13 protein-coding genes and 1 tRNA gene are annotated in these 18,603 nt (G+C 66.6%); 10 read left to right on the top strand and 4 right to left on the bottom strand.

The genetic code is table 11. The features are described 5' to 3' along the window. Positions 1–669: 669 nt before the first annotated feature. The 8 genes from FJ222_08075 (at position 670) to FJ222_08040 (ending at position 10,953) form a co-directional block, all read left to right on the top strand. Positions 670–1,497, top strand: coding sequence for a hypothetical protein (locus tag FJ222_08075; protein MBM4164381.1), 828 nt, complete (start codon positions 670–672; stop codon positions 1,495–1,497). Between the two features lie 96 nt (positions 1,498–1,593). Continuing rightward, entirely contained in the window at positions 1,594–2,202 is a 609-nt protein-coding gene (locus tag FJ222_08070; protein ID MBM4164380.1) for a PEP-CTERM sorting domain-containing protein, read from the top strand. 393 nt (positions 2,203–2,595) lie between these two features. After that, positions 2,596–4,509 (top strand): tetratricopeptide repeat protein, encoded by a 1,914-nt coding sequence (locus FJ222_08065; GenBank protein MBM4164379.1) that lies wholly within the window; start codon positions 2,596–2,598, stop codon positions 4,507–4,509. Then, positions 4,499–6,295 carry a hypothetical protein gene (locus tag FJ222_08060; GenBank protein MBM4164378.1) on the top strand — a complete coding sequence of 599 codons (1,797 nt, stop codon included), beginning with the start codon at positions 4,499–4,501 and terminating at the stop codon, positions 6,293–6,295. The genes FJ222_08065 and FJ222_08060 overlap by 11 nt, the downstream gene beginning before the upstream one ends. After that, the gene (locus FJ222_08055; GenBank protein ID MBM4164377.1) at positions 6,292–8,457 is read left to right on the top strand and encodes a hypothetical protein; all 2,166 of its coding nucleotides are present in this window, start codon (positions 6,292–6,294) and stop codon (positions 8,455–8,457) included. The genes FJ222_08060 and FJ222_08055 overlap by 4 nt, the downstream gene beginning before the upstream one ends. A 13-nt stretch (positions 8,458–8,470) precedes the next feature. Beyond that, the gene (locus FJ222_08050; protein ID MBM4164376.1) at positions 8,471–9,091 is read left to right on the top strand and encodes a hypothetical protein; all 621 of its coding nucleotides are present in this window, start codon (positions 8,471–8,473) and stop codon (positions 9,089–9,091) included. A 17-nt stretch (positions 9,092–9,108) separates the two neighbouring features. Next, positions 9,109–9,876, top strand: coding sequence for a glycosyltransferase family 2 protein (locus FJ222_08045; protein MBM4164375.1), 768 nt, complete (start codon positions 9,109–9,111; stop codon positions 9,874–9,876). A gap of 132 nt (positions 9,877–10,008) precedes the next feature. Then, positions 10,009–10,953, top strand: coding sequence for a hypothetical protein (locus FJ222_08040; GenBank protein MBM4164374.1), 945 nt, complete (start codon positions 10,009–10,011; stop codon positions 10,951–10,953). 9 nt (positions 10,954–10,962) lie between these two features. On the opposite strand, the gene FJ222_08035 is transcribed toward FJ222_08040, so the two are convergent. The 4 genes from FJ222_08035 to FJ222_08020 form a co-directional block, all read right to left on the bottom strand. Further along, positions 10,963–11,946 (bottom strand): hypothetical protein, encoded by a 984-nt coding sequence (locus FJ222_08035; protein ID MBM4164373.1) that lies wholly within the window; start codon positions 11,944–11,946, stop codon positions 10,963–10,965. 99 nt (positions 11,947–12,045) lie between these two features. Then, positions 12,046–12,984, bottom strand: coding sequence for a hypothetical protein (locus FJ222_08030; protein MBM4164372.1), 939 nt, complete (start codon positions 12,982–12,984; stop codon positions 12,046–12,048). Between the two features lie 7 nt (positions 12,985–12,991). Beyond that, positions 12,992–13,067: transfer RNA gene (locus tag FJ222_08025), tRNA-Thr, on the bottom strand. Positions 13,068–13,117: 50 nt separating this feature from the next. Beyond that, complete coding sequence (locus tag FJ222_08020) at positions 13,118–17,404, bottom strand: glycogen debranching protein (GenBank protein MBM4164371.1); 4,287 nt, start codon at positions 17,402–17,404, stop codon at positions 13,118–13,120. Between FJ222_08020 and FJ222_08015 the strand changes: the two genes are divergently transcribed. Together FJ222_08015 and ybeY are read left to right on the top strand one after the other, a co-directional pair. Next, positions 17,309–18,049, top strand: a complete 741-nt coding sequence (locus FJ222_08015) for an EF-hand domain-containing protein (GenBank protein MBM4164370.1) — start codon at positions 17,309–17,311, stop codon at positions 18,047–18,049. The two genes, FJ222_08020 and FJ222_08015, sit on opposite strands and share 96 nt — an antisense overlap. After that, positions 18,046–18,564 carry an rRNA maturation RNase YbeY gene (ybeY, locus tag FJ222_08010; protein MBM4164369.1) on the top strand — a complete coding sequence of 173 codons (519 nt, stop codon included), beginning with the start codon at positions 18,046–18,048 and terminating at the stop codon, positions 18,562–18,564. Before FJ222_08015 ends, ybeY begins: the two co-directional genes overlap by 4 nt. Positions 18,565–18,603: the final 39 nt, after the last annotated feature.

Genomic DNA, 18,603 nt, shown 5'->3' with positions numbered 1-18,603 from the left:
TCGCGTATGCCCAGGGTGGGCGATGCGACTATTCAGCTTACAAAACGCCCCGCGACGCAAGCCGTCAGGCGCCGCGTTGCGGGGGGTTTTGCAAGAGCCTCAGCAGCCTGCGGCGCGGCGGGGACGCCGCTGCCCTACCCGATGCGTCGCGCTGACACCGATTGCTTTCTTCCTGCAGCCTGCGGCGGGTCCGGCGGCCCCGCCCTACCCGCTTCGCGCCGACACCGATTGCTTTCTTCCTGCAGCCTGCGGCGGGTCCGGCGGCCCCGCCCTACCCGCTTCGCGCTGACACCGATTGCTTTCTTCCTGCAGCCTGCGGCGGGTCCGGCGGCCCCGCCCTACCCGCTTCGCGCCGACACCGATTGCTTTCTCTCTCCCACACCCACACACCCACACACCCACACACCCACACACTCTCTTCCTCCTCGCTCTCCCCCATCCCCGCTGTCCTCCAAAAAATAATTTTTTCCACTTGCCAATATTGTGCCTGCTGGTGTAATCTATCTGCATCGAAAAAAAAGTTGGGTTCTGCCCGGGTGGGTCGAATCCAAAAAAGTTCAGAAAAGGCATTGACAAGTTGGTACGGATGGGAGTATCCTCATCACGACATCTTGAAACAGGTGTCGCTGTGACCGGGTCACAGACAGGTCCAACTTAAGGAGACAGCTCATGAAACAGTTAGTGATGACACTCGCGGCGGGTCTGGTCGCCACGGCGCTGATGGCGGAAGTGACGAGTGTGAATGTGGTGGGCTATAACACCGCCACGCTGAAGATCGGCTTCAATCAGGTTGGCCTGTCGTTTGACAAGGTCACGGGCGGATCCATGGACATTCAGGAGGTCATTCCCGGCACCACGCCAGGCCTGAAGATGGGTACGAGTGCAGGCTCTGCTGACAACATCCAGATCTGGAACCTCGGCGCGAACAAGTACGACGTCTACTTCCTGCACAACGGTTCGGGCAAGAACCTCGCCTCTCTGGCGAATAAGTGGGTAAAGACTTCGACCACGGTTCCGGCCAGTGTGGCGATCACGCCGCAAACCGGGTTCTTCTACAACAATATCAACACCAGCAACGAGGTCGTGCAGATTGCCGGACAGGTGGTCGGCACCGACCCCAAGACGCTGACCATCCCGTTCGGGTTCAACATGATCGCCAGCCCCTTCACCAGCGATTGGTGGCTGAACAACGACGGCCCCGACGGCAAGGTCATCATCAACTGGGCGACCAGCAGCGCGAGGAAGGGCACAGGAGCTGGCTCCGCAGACAACATCACGGTCTGGAATCTGGATGCCAACAAGTACGATGTCTACTTCCTGCACAACGGTTCGGGCAAGAACCTTGCATCCTTGGCTAATAAGTGGGTAAAGACTTCGACCACGGTTCCGGCCAACGTCAAGATCGCCATGAATCAGGGTTTCTTCTATGTGAACAATTCGTCGCCAGAGGCAACACTTGTCCTTACAACGGAAGTCGCCCCCTACACGCTGGAATAGTCCTCGTAACCTTTTCCTGCGTCGATCACCGACGCAGGATGTAAACAGAACCGATACCTCTGGCGTTCGCACGGCAGAGCGAAAAAGAAGAGAGAAATGAAAATGAAAAAAATGCTCACAATCGCCGCTGTCGCATTGATGGCGGTCGCCTCACAGGCAGCCACGCTGACATGGGGTGTGGACGCTAATTTTTATGACAACCAAAACGGAACGCCTGACTCAGGGTTCTCGTGGGCCAATCCGGGACTCCCCATGATGCTGGTCTTGGGCAGCGTGACGGAAGTCAAGTGGGATCCGTCCATGAACGCGGGTTCAGGCGGTTGGGTGAATCAGGGCGGTGCTTTGATCGTGCCGCTGTTCACCGCGACATCCGGTCCCAACACGTTTAATGATGGCGCGTTCACTCAGACCGAGGATCCTGTGACCAAGGCGCTCTTTGGCGTTGCGGACGCTAACCCTTGGGACGACATGAACAACGTCCCCCTGACGATGATCACCATCTCGGGGACCTACTATAACCTCTACTCCGGCAATGCGGTTGGATTCTCGGAGGCATTATCAGCGAACAGCGATGGTTTCTTCTTGACCTCGAACTTCGATGCCGCTGGCGCCGGCACATGGGCGACGGTTCCAGAACCGACCTCGATGGCGCTGCTGGCCATTGGCGCGGCGGCTGTGGGACTGCGCCGGAGAATCCGCAAGTAAACTGATCGGCTCACATGCGCATCAAACAAGAACCCGCACCCCTTGGTGCGGGTTCTTTGCGTCAGGGCGCTTGCTTAAGGCGCTGTTAACAAATAACCTATACCGTTGAACCTCATGTACCCCCCCGGAGTTGCCGCAAAAGAGCGCAAGGAATACAAAGAAACTCCCTGTTTTGCGTTCTTTGCGTTCTTTCGCGGCCATTCTGCAATCGCCTCAGGGTACACGTAGCTCATGAGAAGGTTCCCCATTCTGAATACGGACCACTGGCCTCTGAAATCTGCGCGTGCAGACCCCCTTGTCAGCCACGGTGGCACGGGCATCCTGCCCGTGATTCATGGGCGGGACGCCCATGCCACAAGGCGTTTTGCACGAGCTTCACATCGCTACTGGCTGATGGCCATCGGGGTGGGACTGGTCAGCTTCGCCCTCTACTGGCCGACGCGTCAGCATGGGTTCCTCGATTTTGATGACGGCATCTACGTGACGCATTGCGAGACGGTGCGCAGCGGATTCACGCGTGAGGGGTTGAAGCAGGCCTTCACGCGCAACATCGCGGGCAACTGGCATCCCGTGACGGTGTTGAGTCTGATGGCGGACCGTCACTGCTTCGGGATTGAGAATGCGGGCGCCTTTCATCTGCACAACGCGGCGCTCCACGCGATCAACGCGGCCCTGCTCTTTCTTCTGCTGGCGTTGTTGTCGCGGGGTGCCGGTCCGTTGGCCCTGGCGGCGCTGGCCGCGTTGTTCTGGTCCCTGCATCCCCTGCGCGTGGAGAGCGTGGCGTGGATTTCCAGCCGCAAGGATGTCTTGTCAGGGCTATTCTGTCTGCTGGGGCTGATGGCCTGGGCGAAGCACGTGCGGCTCCGCGGCGGCGAGGCTCCGGCGGAGCCTGGTCTGAGGAGCGGGTGTGGCATGGGCGTCCCGCCCATGAACCACGGGCAGGATGCCCGTGCCACGGGAGGGGGCGCAAGCGCAGCAATTCTAATTATGAGGCGATTGAGTCATCGGGGTCGGGGTCGGTATCGGAATCGGGGTCGAATTTCCGTTGGTTTTATCGATACCGATACCGATACCGACCCCGACGCCGATGGTCCCATCTCCAAAATTAGAATTGCTGGCGCAAGCGCCTCACTGGCATTCATCCTCACCCTCTCCTGCTTCATGGCCGGGTATCTCTCCAAGCCGACGATGCTGGTCTTTCCGGTTTATCTGGGGCTGGTCGAGTGGTTGGAGACGGGGCGGGTGCGGTGGAAGCCGCTGGCGCTGATGGGGGCGATGGCGGCGGGGATGCTGCTGGTGACGATGCGCTATCAGGCGGCGGCCATGTCGGATCTGCCGTGGGGGACGCGGCTGGGGAACGCGGCCATCTCCATCTCGGTGTATGTGAGGCAGATCATCTGGCCATCGGGGTTGAATTGCTTCTACATGCTTCACCGGCCGTTATCGGTGATGCGCGTCGGGGTTGGGCTTGTCGTGGTCGCGGCGCTTGCGGTCAGCGCGGCGGTCTGCTGGCGGAGGCGTCCGGCGTGCACGCTGGCCGTCGGGTGGTTTCTGTGCGGGCTGGCGCCGATGCTGGGGCTGATACACGTCGGCAGCGCGGCGCACGCCGACCGCTACACCTACTTGCCCACGTTGGGGCTGAGTCTGGCATTGGCCCGGACGGGGTTTCGGGGGAGGCGGCTGGCGGCGGCGGGCTGTCTGCTGCTCGCGGGCTACGCGGCGGCGACGCTCCACTATTCGCGTTACTGGCGCGACACCGAATCGCTCTTCAGCCGGGCGGTGGCTCTGGATCCGCGCAACCCGGTGGCGTTGACCACGCTCGGCAACGCCTATTTCCGTGATCCGGCGCGGCACGCGCTTGCGGGGGCGTACTACCAGCGCGCGGTGGAGAGCTACCGGGACGCGCAGACCCTGGGAAACCTCGCGCTTTGGACCCTGCTCAAGGGCGGCGACGCCAGCGCGACCGACGCGGCGGGCGCGATGGCATTGGAGGCCATGATTGAGATCATGGCGCGTCCGCAGGCTGTGCGGTTGAAGGCGGAGGAGATCGGCGCCTGGCACGGGCTGGCCTACTACCGGCTGCTGCGCGGCGACGCCGGGGAGGCGGAAGGGCTGTTGCGTGAGAGCCTGCCGGCCGATCCCTACAATCCGGTCGCTCACGAATGGCTCGGCATGGCGTGTTACAAGCAGGGCAAATGGGCGGAGGCGCTGATGGCGATCGAGGCGGCGCAGCGGCTGGCGCCCGGCAACGAGAAATTTGCCTTGATGATTCGCGATTTAAAAGAGAAACTGGCGCATGAGCACTAACGGTGGCACAGTGTCCCGATCCGGGTGGGCGTCCGGTTCACGCAGCCACGCGCTGGACACGGCGCTGGTGATCGCCTGCTGGCTGGCGGCGGTGGCGCTGGCGAATCCGCTGGGCGAGTTTGCGTTGAACGACGACTGGAGCTATGCGCGGACGGTGCGGGATCTGCTGTATGCCGGCCGGTTCACGCCCTGCGGATGGGGCGCGATGACGCTGGTGACCCACACCCTGTGGGGCGCGCTATTCTGTCTGCCGGCGGGGTTCTCGTTCACGGCGCTCAAGGTCTCGACGATTGCGCTGGGCGCGGCGGGTCTCGTGGGTGTGTGCGGCATATGCCGGGCGCTCGGACTGCCCCGGTGGGCGTTGTGGATGGTGGCGGCGATGGTCGGTTTCAATCCGCTCTACTTCCTGTTATCCTGCACCTACATGACCGACGTCACCGGCGCGGTGCTTGCGGCGGGGGCGGCGTGGTTCTGGGTGCGTCATCTCCGGGGAGACGGCGCGGGAGCGCGCGTGCCGCCGCTGCTCATGGGGACGGTCCTGTCGGTGGCGGCGGTGCTCACGCGGCAGGTTTCGCTGGCGGTGCCGCTCGCCTTCGCCTGCGCGTCGCTCGTCTGCGTCCGGCGCGGGCGCTGGGCGTGGCATTTGGGCGCGGCGTTGCTGCCGCTGCTGGTGTGCCTTGTGGCGTACGGGGTTTTCATGGGGTGGCTGCGGTCGGGGGGTGTGTTACCGCCGGCCTACGACCATCAGACCGACACGGTGTGGGAGAACCTCAGAAACCCCGTGCTGGTCTTTCAGCGGTCTGCCGAAGCCTTCCAGTTGCTGACCGCCTACATGGGGTGGTTCCTCTTTCCCCTGCTGGCGGTTGCGCTGGCCGTCCGTCCGCCGCGCGGGCGGGCGGAGTGGCTGGTCTTCGGGGGGGCGGGTGCGGTGACGGTTGCGATCCTGCTGCTGATGGCCCTCTTCGTGGACGAGAACGTGATGCCGTGGTCGCAGAATGTGATCAACCGCTACGGGTTCGGTCCGGTGTTGTTGGGTGGCGAACCAGCCATTGAGGGTTCCTGGGGCATCTGGCTGGCGCGTCCCATCCCGCGGGTCTACTGGTGGGTGGTGACGGCGGCGGGGGTATCCGGCGCGATCGCGTTCGCCGGGTTCATCGCGTTGCGTCTCGCGTTCTGGGCGGGGCGTCTGTGGCGGGGCCGGGCGCTGGAGGGCGAACACGGGGCGGTCCTCTTCCTGATCCTTGCGGTGCCCGCCTATTTACTGCCGTTGGTGTTGTCGTATCCATTTGACCGGCATCTGCTGCCCTGCGTGCTGCTGCTGGCCTTGGCGTTGCTGCTCCACATACAGGGGCGCGCGGGCGGCGTCGGGGCACGGGTCAAGATTCTGTGCGGGTGCGTTCTGCTGCTCTTCTCGCTCGGCACCGTGGCGGGCGCGCACGATTACATCGAGATCAACCGGGTCAAGTGGCGGGCGGCCGGCGACCTGATGCGGTCGGGCATTGCCGCCGGACGGATAGACGCGGGGTTCGAGTTCAACGGCTACTACAAGCACACGCCCGAGACCCGCTGGATGGGGACGTGTCCGAACCGGCCCTTTGGGACGGGCGATGAGGACTACATCATCTCCAACCTGGTCTATCCCGGTTATACGATTGTGGCGGCGTATCCGGCCCGGTGCTGGCTGCCGGGCAATCGGATCCAGATTCTGGTTTTGCGCGCCGATCAGGTGAGGCGTCCCGGGCCGTTCGCCCAACGCAATGGAGAAGAGAAAGCGGATCACCCATGAGCAAGCATCTGCCGGCCCTGACGATCTTTCTCGGCGCGTTCCTGTTATTCGGCTTGCAGCCGTTGGTGGGGCGGACGCTGCTGCCCTCATTCGGAGGGACGGCGGCGGTGTGGGTCGTGTGCCTGTGCGCGTACCAGGTCTTGCTCCTGGCGGGGTATTTCTACGCTCACCTGATGGCGCATCGGGATCCAACGGGCGAACGGGTCCGCGCCCGGATACACATCGGGCTGCTGGGGCTGGCGGTGGTCTGGACGCTGGCCTTCGCGCATTTCCGTCCGGCGTTGAAGGCCCATATTGGGAACAGCGGCATGCCGGCGCTCGAAGTGCTCGTGTGCGTGCTGGTCTTCGTGGGCCTGCCGTATGTGCTGCTCTCGGCCAATTCATCGCTGGTCCAATTCTGGTTGATTCAAGGCGAAGGGCGGCAAGCGGACGGTGGACAAGACGCGCGCGCGCGATCAGGCGATGCGGCCTTTTCGTCCTCAACGGTTTATCGCCTGTACGCCGTTTCGAATCTCGGCAGCTTCTGCGGGCTGCTTTTCTACCCGTTCATTCTTGAACCGTTCGTATCGCTCGCGGCGCAGTGGCAGGGATTTGCCGCAGGTCTGGCGTGTTATGCGATTCTTCTTTTCCGGCTGTCCAAGCGTCTGCGCGCAACCGCATCCCCGCGCGGGGAGTTTCCAGACGCGCCATCCCCGCGTCCGGACGCCTATCCGCGGGCCACTCAGGCGCTCTGGCTGGTGTTGCCGGCCACAAGCGTCTTTCTTCTGAATGCGGTCACGGCGCATCTCACACTGGATGTGATGCCATTGCCGCTGCTCTGGGTTGCGCTGCTGGGCGCCTTTCTTCTGAGTTATGTCGTCGGATTCCGGGACGGCATGCGGCGGTTTCTCCCCCTGTTCGCGGGGCTGACGCTGGTATGCGTGGGCTGCGCCCTTTGGAACCAGGCGCTCACCTTCGGGAAGGGGAATTTCAAGCTGGCGTTGATTGCGGGGCTGGGGCTGTGCTTTTTCGGGTGCGCATTCCTGCATGGGTGGCTCTACCGCATTCGGCCGGGGGGGCATCACCTGACCCGTTTCTATCTGTTCAACGCGATGGGAGGGGCCGCTGGCGGTCTGCTCGCCTCTCTGGTTGCGCCGCTGGTATTCAGCAGCGTGACGGAATATCCGATCGCGTTGCTGGCGATGCTGGGATTCGTGCTGGCTTACGTCTTCAGAGACGGCGCGATTGTGCATCGGCTTGCCTGGCGCGTCACACTGGTGGCGGTCGTTCTGGCGTTTGTCGCGGCCATGGGCTACAAGGCCGTGGCGCCGAGTCTGGCGGACAGGAGCTGCATCTATCGTGCGCGCGGGTTTTTTGGCGTGGTGCGGGTTTTTGAGCGGCGCGGAAAGAAAGGCGCAACCGAAGGGGTGGTTCGTGATTTCATGCACGGCACCACGCTGCACGGCATCGAGGCTTTTTTCCCGGACCTGAAGCGGGCGCCATCGGCCTATTTCACGCCGGATTCCGGGGGTGTGGGTGTGTTGCAGCATCCCAGATACAAGAGCGGCAAGCCGATGCGCGTGGGGCTGGTCGGCATGGGTGTGGGGGTGATCTGCGCCTATTCCAGGAGCAACGACGTGTACCGGTGCTATGAAATCAGTCCGGAAGTGGCGCGGGTCGCCACGAATGCGAGCCTGTTCACCTTCATCAGCGGCGCGCCGGGGCGAGTCGAGGTCGTGATGGGCGACGCGCGCAAGGAGCTTGAGAAAGAGCGACGCGCCGGGGGGGCGAAGTTTGATGTGCTCGTCATTGATCCGTTCACGGGGGACAACATCCCATATCACCTGTCCACGCGGGAAGCGTACCAGCTCTACTTTGACCGTCTGGAGCCCGACGGCATCCTGGCGATCAACATCAGCAACTGGCATCTCGATCTGACACCGCTGATGAAGGCGGTGGGGGAGGCGTTTGGCTGTCCGGTGGTCGCGATGCAGCAGACGGCGGACATGGGCCAATTGAGGATGTCTTCCACGTGGGCGTTCTTTGTGCCACGGCCAGACCCCGGGTTCTCATTGCCGCCGGGCGCGGCGATATTGGATTTCCGCCGGGTGCGCGCCTGTGTGCTGCCAACGGACGAAAGAGGAAGTTTCATCGGGCTGATCAACACGCCCTGGACAAAATAAGGAGTCGGTCTTCATGAATCAAAAAGCGATGACGTGTTTCTCGCTGATGGCCTCCGCGCTGACGCTGACGGGATGTCTGCATCATCCGCCTGGAGCCGCCCCTTCCCTGACCCCGCCTGGTCCGTCGCATATCGCCATTGTGAATGTCGGTGGGGCTCTGGACGCAGCGGCGTTGCGGGCGGCGGTTGCCGAGACGCGCGAGGTCCTGCCTGTGAACCTGGTGGTCCGGGAGCTGTCCGCCGAAAGCCAGTCCCGGCTGATCGCGCGCGCGGGCGCGCTGCGGGCGGATGAACCGCTCGCAGCGCTGACGATCTACCTCGTCAACGATCCAGACGGAGATGACAGGCTCGCATGCGCCGGGCGATGGGCCGTGATCAATGTCCGGACGCTGGGCGTGGATGTGGCCGATGCGGCGATCCGGCAGAACCGCGCGACGAAAGTGGTGATGAAAGGGGTCGGTCTGGCGTGCGGGCTCGGGGGAAATCCCGATCCGCGATGCGTCATGTATTACAAGAGCTTTGACAGGGATGGCTTGGACGGCACGTCGGCGTCTTATGGCCCCTACGCCTACTCGGTGCTGATGGACACGCTTCTTTCCCTTGCAAACGGCGCGCTTGTACCTCCGGAGGAATAGGCCAACGGACCGTCATCATGTGCAAAAAAAAGAAGATCGTCGTCGTGATGCCCGCGTACAACGCGGAGAAGACCCTGCGGCGCGCCTACGACGAGGTGATGGCGCAGGGGGTGGTGGATGCGGTGATCGTGGTGGACGACGCCAGCCAGGACCGGACGGTGGAGATTGCCCGGACCCTGCCGGACGCGCGGGTGCACCGGCACGCGGTGAACACCGGCTACGGCGGCAACCAGAAGAGCTGCTACCGGCTGGCGCTGGCGGCGGGGGCGGACGTGGTCGTCATGGTCCACCCCGATTGCCAGTACACCCCCCGGCTGATCCCGGCGATGGCGTCGCTGATCGCCAGCGGTCTCTATCCCTGCGTGCTGGGGTCGCGGATTTTGGGCGGCCATGCGCTCACGGGCGGGATGCCGCTGTGGAAGTATGTGAGCAACCGGTTCCTGACCGCGGCGATGAACCTCCTTTTCGGCGCGAAGCTCTCCGAATACCACACCGGCTACCGGGCCTTTTCGCGCGAGTTGCTGGAGAAGCTGCCGCTGGAGGCGAATAGCGACGACTTCGCCTTTGACGCGCAGATGCTGGCCGAAATCCTGTGGACGGGCGCGGTGGTGGCGGAGATCTCCTGCCCGACGGTCTATAACGACGAGGCTTCTTCGATCTCCTTCCGGCGCAGCGTGAAATACGGGCTGGGGTGCCTCGCGGTGGCGGCGCAATACCGCCTGTGCAGGTGGGGCGTGCTGCGCAGCAGGCGCTTCCCACCGGCGCAAGGGGCACCGTGCCGATAACGGCCCGGCGCAAGGGGCACCGTGCCGATAACGGCCCGGCGCAAGGGGTACCGTGCCGATAACGGCCCGGCGCAGTAATAAGGGCTTATGAACGCGGCGGGCCGTTATCGGGCCGCATCAGGAGGGCGTCCCATGCAGGGCAAGCGGGCCTTCTGGCATGATTACACCGGCGTGGGCTTTTACCTGATCACGCTCACGACCGCGCCGCGCAGGCCGCTGTTTGGGCGCATCGAGGAGGCGGGGGTGGAGCTTTCGCCCGAGGGACTGTGCGTGCTGCAGGCGTGGCGCAAGATGCCGGCGTTCACGCCGCAGCTCGAGACCTCGACGCTCTGCGTCATGCCCGACCACCTCCACGGCATCCTCTGCGTGCGCGAGCGGCTGCCGCGGCCGCTCGGCGCGATCATGCGCGGCTTCAAGAGCGGTGTGACTTCGGAATTGCGCGCGCTGACGGGCGATGCCGGTCTCGGCGTCTGGGACGAGGGGTATCACGATCTGATCGCGCTCAATCCCGCGAGCATCCACGCCTACCACGACTACATCCTCGACAATCCCAGGCGGTATCGGCTGAAGCGGGCGCATCCCGATCTGTTCACCCGGATCGAGGCGCTGGAGGCGCCGAGCCTGCCGCCGCTCCCGGACGGGTGGACGTGGACCGGGTTTGGCAATCCGTTCCTGCTGCAGGCGCCGTGGCGGCTGGCGGTGCGGGTTTCGCGCAGCGTGACAGAGGCGGGGCTGGAGGCGATGCGCGCGGAGGTGGCGGCGAAGCTACGGCGGGATGCGGTGATGGTGTCGCCATTCATCTCACCGGGGGAGCGGGCGATGGTCGGGCTGGCGCTCGCCATGTCTCAGGCCCGCGTGATCGTGCTAAAGGGCGGCGGCTTCAGGCCGCTGTACAAGCCGGATGGGCGCTATTTCGACCTGTGCGCCCAGGGGCGCGTGCTCATCCTGTCGCCGTATGCCTGGACCGGGCGTCAGGAAGCGCTCACGCGCGAGCGGTGCCTGGAGATGAACGGGCTGGCTGCCGGGATCGCGGCCGGGAGCGGGGAGACCGGCGGCAATAATGCCGCCGCGCGGTAATAACGGCGCCTACTCCTCCTCCTCGGCGGGGTCCTCCAAAGGCTCGACCTCGTTGTCGACCAACCACTGATTGAGGGCCTTGCGCTGTTTCTGCAACTCCTGCTCGCTGAGTTTCTTGGCCAGCTCCACGATCCTGGCCTCGGCTTCGGCGCGGGCCGCCTGCTGGCGGCGCGCCTCTTCATTCCGCCGCTCCTCAAGCTGCTTGATATACGACACGGCGGTGCCGCCCTCCTTGATGTGCGCCTGCATATCCACCTTGGCCCAGCCGACGTTCGCCAGGTGGTTGGCGTCGTCGTCGGACGCATGCTCCGGAATCACAATCGTGGCTTTCATGGCGGTGGCCGCATCCTCGCCGAGGTCATCATCTGCTGAAACCGGAAGGGGCGGAACCTCGACACCCGGTGATCCGCCCACGGCCATGGAAATAAGTTGTTCGGTCGCGGTCTTGAGGACCGGCTCGGGAGGGGGCTGCGGGGCCGTCGGCGATGCGGGGATTGGGTCGCTTGCGCTTGCCGTCGCCGCGGCGAGAGCGGGTGCCGCCGGTGCGGAGGCGGCGGTGACCACCAGGCCCTTGCCGAGACGGAGGGAGATGACGACGCCGTCCTTCTCGATGGTGGCGGTTTCGGCGTCGCAGTCGGCGGCGAGGATGGTGTAGCCGTCGACGGTGTCGCCGACGTTGAGGTAGAGATTGCGGGGCGGTTTGGCGTCGTTGTCAATCAGCCCGACGGCGGTGTTGTCGGCGGGGGTGCGGTTGACGGCGCACAGGGTGATCTTTTTGGCCAGCGCCTCGGCCTGCTTCTGGGCGGTGTCGGCAAGCGGCGCGGATGCAGGGGCGGCCTTGGCCGGCGGGGGCTTGCCGAAGATCGCACGGTCGATGATCACCTGGTAGGGTGCGAAACTGCTCTTCGGCGGCGCGACGGACGCCAAGCCCCAGGACGCCGTCGCCGCGACGGCAAGGCCCAACGCAAAAGGACTGTACAGGCCGCGTTTCATGGTGGAGAGTATAGCACGTGGGGCGGGAAAGAGAAAGCTGAAAGCTGAAAAGCAGAAATAATACGCACACCAGAAAACACGCAGCCGCGCGGCGACGGGCTACAGCACGCCCTTTTTCACCAGGGCGGCCTCTTCTTCGGGCGTCAGCTCGATGTCGGAGATCGGGTGGGCGCCGTCCTCGATCAGGCTCAGGTTGATCTCGCGCTCCCGCTTGCGGAGTTCCTCCTCGGTCATCTGGCGGGCGAGTTCCTGGATCTTCTGGCGGGCGGCATCCTCGGCGGCGGCCCTGGCGGCGTGCTCCTGAGTTCGGCGTTCGCGCAGCTTCTCCATGTAAGACCCGACGTCACCGCCTTCCTCGCGGATCTTGTTGATTTCCATCCGCCGCTGCTCCATGGCCTCGCGCTGCTGGGCCGACAGTCCGGCCATGCGGGGGGAGCCCGCCTGGAAGGGACGGCGGATGACGCCCGTCTGGACGGATGCTGCGGCGGATTCGTCGTGGGATGGAGCTCTGCCGAGCGCGCGCAGGGAGTGCCCTCGGTCGGCCGTGGACACAGCCGGCGCGCCGGGGGTGATCAGCCCCTTGCCGAGCTGGAGGGAGATGACGACGCCGTCCTTTTCGATGGTGGCGGTTTCGGCGTCGCAGTCGGCGGCGAGGACGGTGTAGCCGTCGACGGTGTCGCCGACGTTGAGGTAGAGGTTGCGGGGCGGTTTGGCGTCGTTGTCAATGAGGCCGACGGCGGTGTTGTCGGAGGGGGTTCGGTTGACGGCGCACAGGGTGATCTTCCTGGCGAGCGCCTCGGCCTGCTTCTGGGTGAGATCGGGAACCGTCTCGGCTGCTGCGGCAGCGGTTCGGGCCGGCGGGGGCTTGCCGAAGATCGCCCGGTCGATGATCACCTGATAGGGCGTGAAGGAGTCGCCGGTGGTCTGCGGCTGGGCGGACGGCGCGGTGGCAGACTCTCCCGTGACCGCCGCACCGGCGGCGCCTGCCGCCCATGCGGCCAGTGCGAGGCCCCGCGCAATGGATAGGCTGTGTTTCATGGAGAGATGGAGCCAACGATCCGGATCGAACGGACGACCTGCTCATTACGAATGAGCTGCTCTACCAACTGAGCTACGTTGGCCCAAAGGCGCCAAAAGAATGGATGAAAGATAGCAGATGGAGCCGGGCGCGTCAAGCGCCGGTCAGGTCCCACACCCGCAGCAGTTCCGAGACGCCCCAGGCCTGGGCGGGGCAACCGCGCTGGGCGTGTGGGGCGTCGCCGTCGAGGATCTCGGGAATCTGGCCGACGCAGCCGGTGTTGAGCAATTCGGTGGCGGAGCCCAGCAGGGCGCGGGCGGTGTCGCGGGCGGCGGGGCCGTAGACCGCGAGCAGGGCCTCGGCGTAGAGCGGGAATGGCCAGGTCCAGGCGGTGCCGTTGTGATAGGCGGGCTTGCGGCGGGTGTCCTCGTCGCCGCGGTAGGCACCCCAGTAGGGATTGGCGGGATCATTGAGGAGCGCGCCGTCGCGCCAGACCGGGAGGCCCGTGGCGACGGGGCGGTCGGCGAGCGAGCGGATGCCGCCGGGCACCAGGAGGCACTCGCACGCCCGGACCACCGCTTCGGCGCGGCGGGGGTCGGCGAGGGCGCCCAGGGTCACGGCGAGGAGCTGGTTGGGGCGGAGGGCGTCTTCGGGAACCGCCTGCGCGGCGGAGACGCCCGGTTCGGCGCGGAGGCAGTCGGCGAGCCATGCCGAGGCTTCGGCGCCGGGGAGGGCGCGGCCGGGGAGCCAGAAGAGGGCGTCGAGCGACGCCTGCGCGCGGACGGCCTGGGCGGCGGCCCACGGCACGCGCCGGACGAGATGCCGCGCGGCAAAGCGGAGGGCGGCGATCCAGAGGGCCTGGATCTCGACCGGGTAGCCCTGACGCGGCGTGGCGGCGGGGTGGTTGGTGTCCATCCAGGTGAAGTGCGCGGGGCTGTAGATCAGGCCGCTGCCGGGATCGGCGCGAATGCCGTTGGGCGTTCCGTCTCGGTAGTGTGTCAGGATCGAGGCGACGACATCGGCGAGTGGGCGCCCGCCGCAGTCGAGCATCAGGACCGCGCGCGGGCCGAGGACGCGGGCGAGGTCGGCGCAGACGACGCAGAACCAGAGCGGCGCGTCGGAGGTGTCGCGGTTGGCGTCGTCGTTGCCGCGGATCATGTTCGGGAGGGTGCCCGCGCGTTCGAAGCGGCCGAACTCGCGCAGGACGGCGCGGGCCTCGGCGGTGCGGCCAGCCGCGATGAGGCCGCGGAGGACGATCAGGGTGTCGCGGCCCCAGTCGAGGAACCACGGGTAGCCGGCGATCACCGTGAGGAGGTCGTCGCGGGTGACGAGATAGGCGTCGAGCGCGGACGCCAGCGCGTCGCGCATCGCCGGGGACGCTCCGCGCCCCTGCGCCTGCAGCTTCGGCGCGGGCCGGGTGCCGGGCGGGTCGGCGCGTTCGGCAACGAGGGTGGCGGATTCGCCGCCGCAGAGGGTGATCCCGAACCAGCCGGGCGAGAAGAGGTCGCCTTGGGGGGCAAGGCCGCGGTCGGCTTCCTCGGGATGCGCGACGCAGTAGGTCCACTCGGGCGCGGGGTTCCAGGCGGCGCCGGGGATGCGGATGGAGCAGATCTCCCCCGCGGCGGGCGTGAAGATGAAGCCGCAGGCTTCGGACCGGATGGCGCGGGGCCAGTCGTGTTCGGGGCCGGTCAGGGCGCGGGTGGTTTCGTGAAACGAGCGCCACTCGATGTCGGGCCGGAGGACCAGCGTGACGGGATCGTCGTCGGCCAGGGTATCGGCGCGACGGTCGGCCTCGGTGTCGCCGACCCGGCCGCGGGCGATGGCGAGGCACGCCCGGTTGCGGCCGCGCTCGAGGGAGAGGGTCACGGTGACCGGCGTCCAGCGCCCCATGCCGCAGGGGACGTGAAAATGCCACGCCACGGCGTTGCTCGCCGGGTCGCTCGCGAAGGTCTGGAGGCAGGACGCATCGACCGCATGGGAGTAGCCGCATTGGCGCAGCCACGTGCGGCAGCGGGTGAAGAAGATGCGGCGATCACACGGAACGCGGGGATCGGGGTTGATGGCCAACAGGGCGTCGTACTGGCTCCGGATTTCGCCCCACGCGGCGCGGACCTGGGACATGGCGCCGCGGCCGTTGGCGAGGAGGGCGCCGAGGGCGGGATCGCGGAGCGCCCCGTCCCGGAAGCACGTCAGGACCGGGACGGCGCCGCCGGGGGCGAGGGCGAGGACGCGGGCCGAAGCGTGGCGGACGCCGGCGGCGTCGAAGACCGAGAGGTCGAGCGCGCAGGAGCGATGGGCGGTGGCGTGTCGGGTGTCGGGCAGCCGGAGGAACGTGCCGTGCGAGCCGTCGTCAAAGGGCACCGAATCCTCCGAGGCGAGGACGGCACCGGCGTCGGAGAGGCGGACCCGGAACGGCGCGGGCGCCCGGATGAACAGGAGATGGCCCGGGGGGACCGGGACGACGCGGCGGGTGTCGGCGGGGAACGTCCAGAGGGTGAAGGGGGCGAGAGCCAAGGCGGGGGCGCAGAAGGCGCGCGGGTCGGCCGCGAGGGCCGCGCCGAGGGTGTCGGGATCCGCTCCCTCCCGTGCGTGCGCCAGCCAGCCGGACACACGGAGCGCGAGGAGGTTGCGGCGGCGGGCGCGGACGGCGGGCGGCTCGGCAGAGGGCGCGCGCAGGGCGGCGTCAAGCGCGGGGAGATCGGCGGGGTCGGCGGTGAGACAGCGGACCTGGCCGGGAGAGAGGATCGTCTGGCCGGCCGGGTCGTCGCACGGCTCGCCGGAGAGCAGGTCCCAGAGGGGCGAACCGGCGGCGGCGGGGAAGCGGCCGGTCGGCCAGGCAGCCGGCTGCGGCCGGTCGGGGTCGAGGTTGACGAGGGCCAGCAGCGGCGCGCCCCGGCCTGTCGGCGGGGTTCGGAGGATGGCCAGGGTGTTGCCGGCGCCGGTCTGGACGAGGGTTATGGCGGCGCCGGGACCGAAGGCGGGGTGGCTGGCGAGGAGGGTGTTGAGGCGGGCGATGGCGGCGACCTGGTTGCGGGGGGCGTCCCAGTTGAGGGACGACGCGCCGTGGACGTCGAGCTTGGCGGAGGCGAACCATTCGACGCCCGCAGTGATGCCGAACGCGCCCTGTTGGGAGAGGAGCGCGGCGAGGGCGGTGCGCATGCGCGCCCAGGTCTCGGAGCGCGCGGCGAGGCGGTTGTTGTCGTGGTTTTCGGCGAACTGGATCAGCGGCCCGCACGTTTCGGAGCGGACGATGGCGGGCGGAAAGTCGCGCTCGAAGGCGGCGCGGTCCTCCATTTGGAACGCCTCGGAGTAGGCCCAGTCGATGTTGGCGGCGGTGAGCAGGTGGTCGGTGGTCTCGATTTTGCCGCCGAGGCCCTCGAGGAGAAAGACGGTTTCGGGGAAGGACTCGCGCACGCAGGCGGTGACGTAAGTCCAGGTCTCGGCGGGGATCATGTACCCCGCGTCACAGCGGAAGCCGTCCACGCCCTGGCGGCACCAGAAGAGGAAGACCTCGGCCATGAAGGCGCGGAGGCCGCCGTTAGCGAAGTCGAGCTCGACGAGATCGTCCCAGATCACGCCCCAGGCGCCGGGCGACTGAAAGGCGCCGTCGGGGGCGCGGCGGAACCAGTCGGGGTGGTGGGTGAGCAGGGCCGAGGCCCAGCCGGTGTGATTGGCCGGAATATCGAGGAAGAGGCGGGCGCTGCGGGCGTGGACGGCGTCGACCAGTTCGCGGAACTGGTCGATCGGGGTGGCGCGGGTGTCGAACACGGCGAGCGCCGGATCGACATCAAACAGGTCGCGCGCGGCAAAGGGCGAGCCATAAAGCCCCATGCGGGCGAAGGTGGTGGGAACGGGGTGGATCGGGAGGAGCTGGACGATGCGGAAGCGCATCACGGTGACGATGGTGTCGAGCCGGGCAATCAGATCGCGGAACGTGCCGGAGGGGGGGATCACGGTGTAGTTCTGGGCAAGGAGGGGCGCGGCAAGCTCGGCGTTGCGGGGCGTGTGGGGGCTGGTGTGGCAGGCGGCGCCGAACTGGCGGACAAAGGCGGTGTAGACGGTGTTGGCGCACGCGGTGTGGGCCGGGGCGACCTTGATGGAGAGATTGCCTCCATCGGGCCATTCCGGGAGATCCGATCCCGCGGGGATGAAGCAGGCCTTGCCGGCAAATCCGCCGACCTCGGTGAGCGGGACGGCGAGGACGTGCCGGCCGCGGCCGAGGTCGCGCATGGGGAGGTCGTGCCAATCGCGCGCCAGCGGCGGCTCGCCGGCCTGGGCGGCGGCGATGATCTCGCGGCGGCGGCGGGCGGCATTGCCGAGATTGGTCCGGAAGACCGCGCGGCCATGGCGGGCCTGGGGGAGATCGAGCGAGACGGACAGGATGTCGCCCGCGATCTGGAGCAGGCGGGCGCCGGGCGGCGGATATTGCTGAAGCGGCATAACGGGGCGGCCTTTACGAATGCGGATGGCGAAGAGACACGGGTATCTTACCTGCGTCAGCGGAAAGAAACAAGAGGCGCGTGCAAAAACCTCCTGTGTCGGTTCTGCAAGCGCCGGTTTCAGAAGCGGCACAATAATCCTTCCGTCGCGCCGTTGTTAACCACTAATGCATCCGTATTCACCCACACCAGGAGCTACACGATGAAAGAGAGAACGTTTTTGATCGGATTACTGTGCGCGGGCGCGCTTGGCGTCGGCGCCTTGCAGGCGCAAGAAGCGGAGGGGGCGCAGAAGAAGCACGGGAGACCGGACACGGCGCCCCGTCATTTCAAGGGCGACGGCACCGGCCGATTCGCGGCCATCGACACCAACACGAACGGGGTCATCTCCCTCGATGAGTTCATGGCGATGCATGCCAAGCGTGAAGCGGCGATGAAGCAACGGATGGGCGACACGTACGACGCCGCGAAAGCAGGCGTCAGGCCATCCGCCGAAACGGTGTTCAAGAAGTTCGACACCGATGGAGACGGCGTGCTCACGAAGCAGGAGCTGGATGCCGACCGGATGCCGCGAGGTTCCCGGCCGCCCCGCAGGGAAAACGGCAAGAAGCCTGAGCCGCCCGCCGCAGACGCAGTTGCTCCGTGACGCCAAGCGGACGGGATCGCGTGAATATCGAAATACGCACTCTGCAGCGCGGCTTCCGGATCGATCGGCGGCTGCTGCGGTCGCTAGCGGCGGCCCTCGCCGGGGCCGCGCGTCGCGTCGCGCCGCAGGCACCTTGGCGCGAGCTGACGGTGCTTCTGGCCGACGATGCCGCGATCGATCCGATTAACCGGATCGTGATGGGGCATGCCGGCGCCACCGACGTGATCACGCAGCGTTACGAGGCGGTTCCCGGCGAGCCGCCCGGTCTTGTCGGCGAGCTGGTGATCAATGTCGAACAGGCTTGGCGCGTCGGCGCGCATCTCGCCCGGACGCGGTCCGCCTGGTCGCCGGCGCATGAATTGGCCCTCTACCTGGCCCACGGGTGCGACCATCTGGCCGGCGCGGACGACGACACGCCGGCGGGGCGCATCCGCATGCGTCGTCGCGAGCGGCGCTGGCTCGCCGGCCTGGAGATCCCGGCCAGCCTGATCCGGCCGGCCCCGGGCGGATCGTAGTCGGTTAGCGACGGGGGGGGGGGGGCGGGGACCGTGTGG

The sequence above is a fragment of the Lentisphaerota bacterium genome, assembly GCA_016873675.1.
Lineage (GTDB): Bacteria > Verrucomicrobiota > Kiritimatiellia > RFP12 > JAAYNR01 > VGWG01.
Note: the sequence above shows the minus strand (reverse complement) of the source record. Positions and strands in the feature narration are given on the sequence as shown.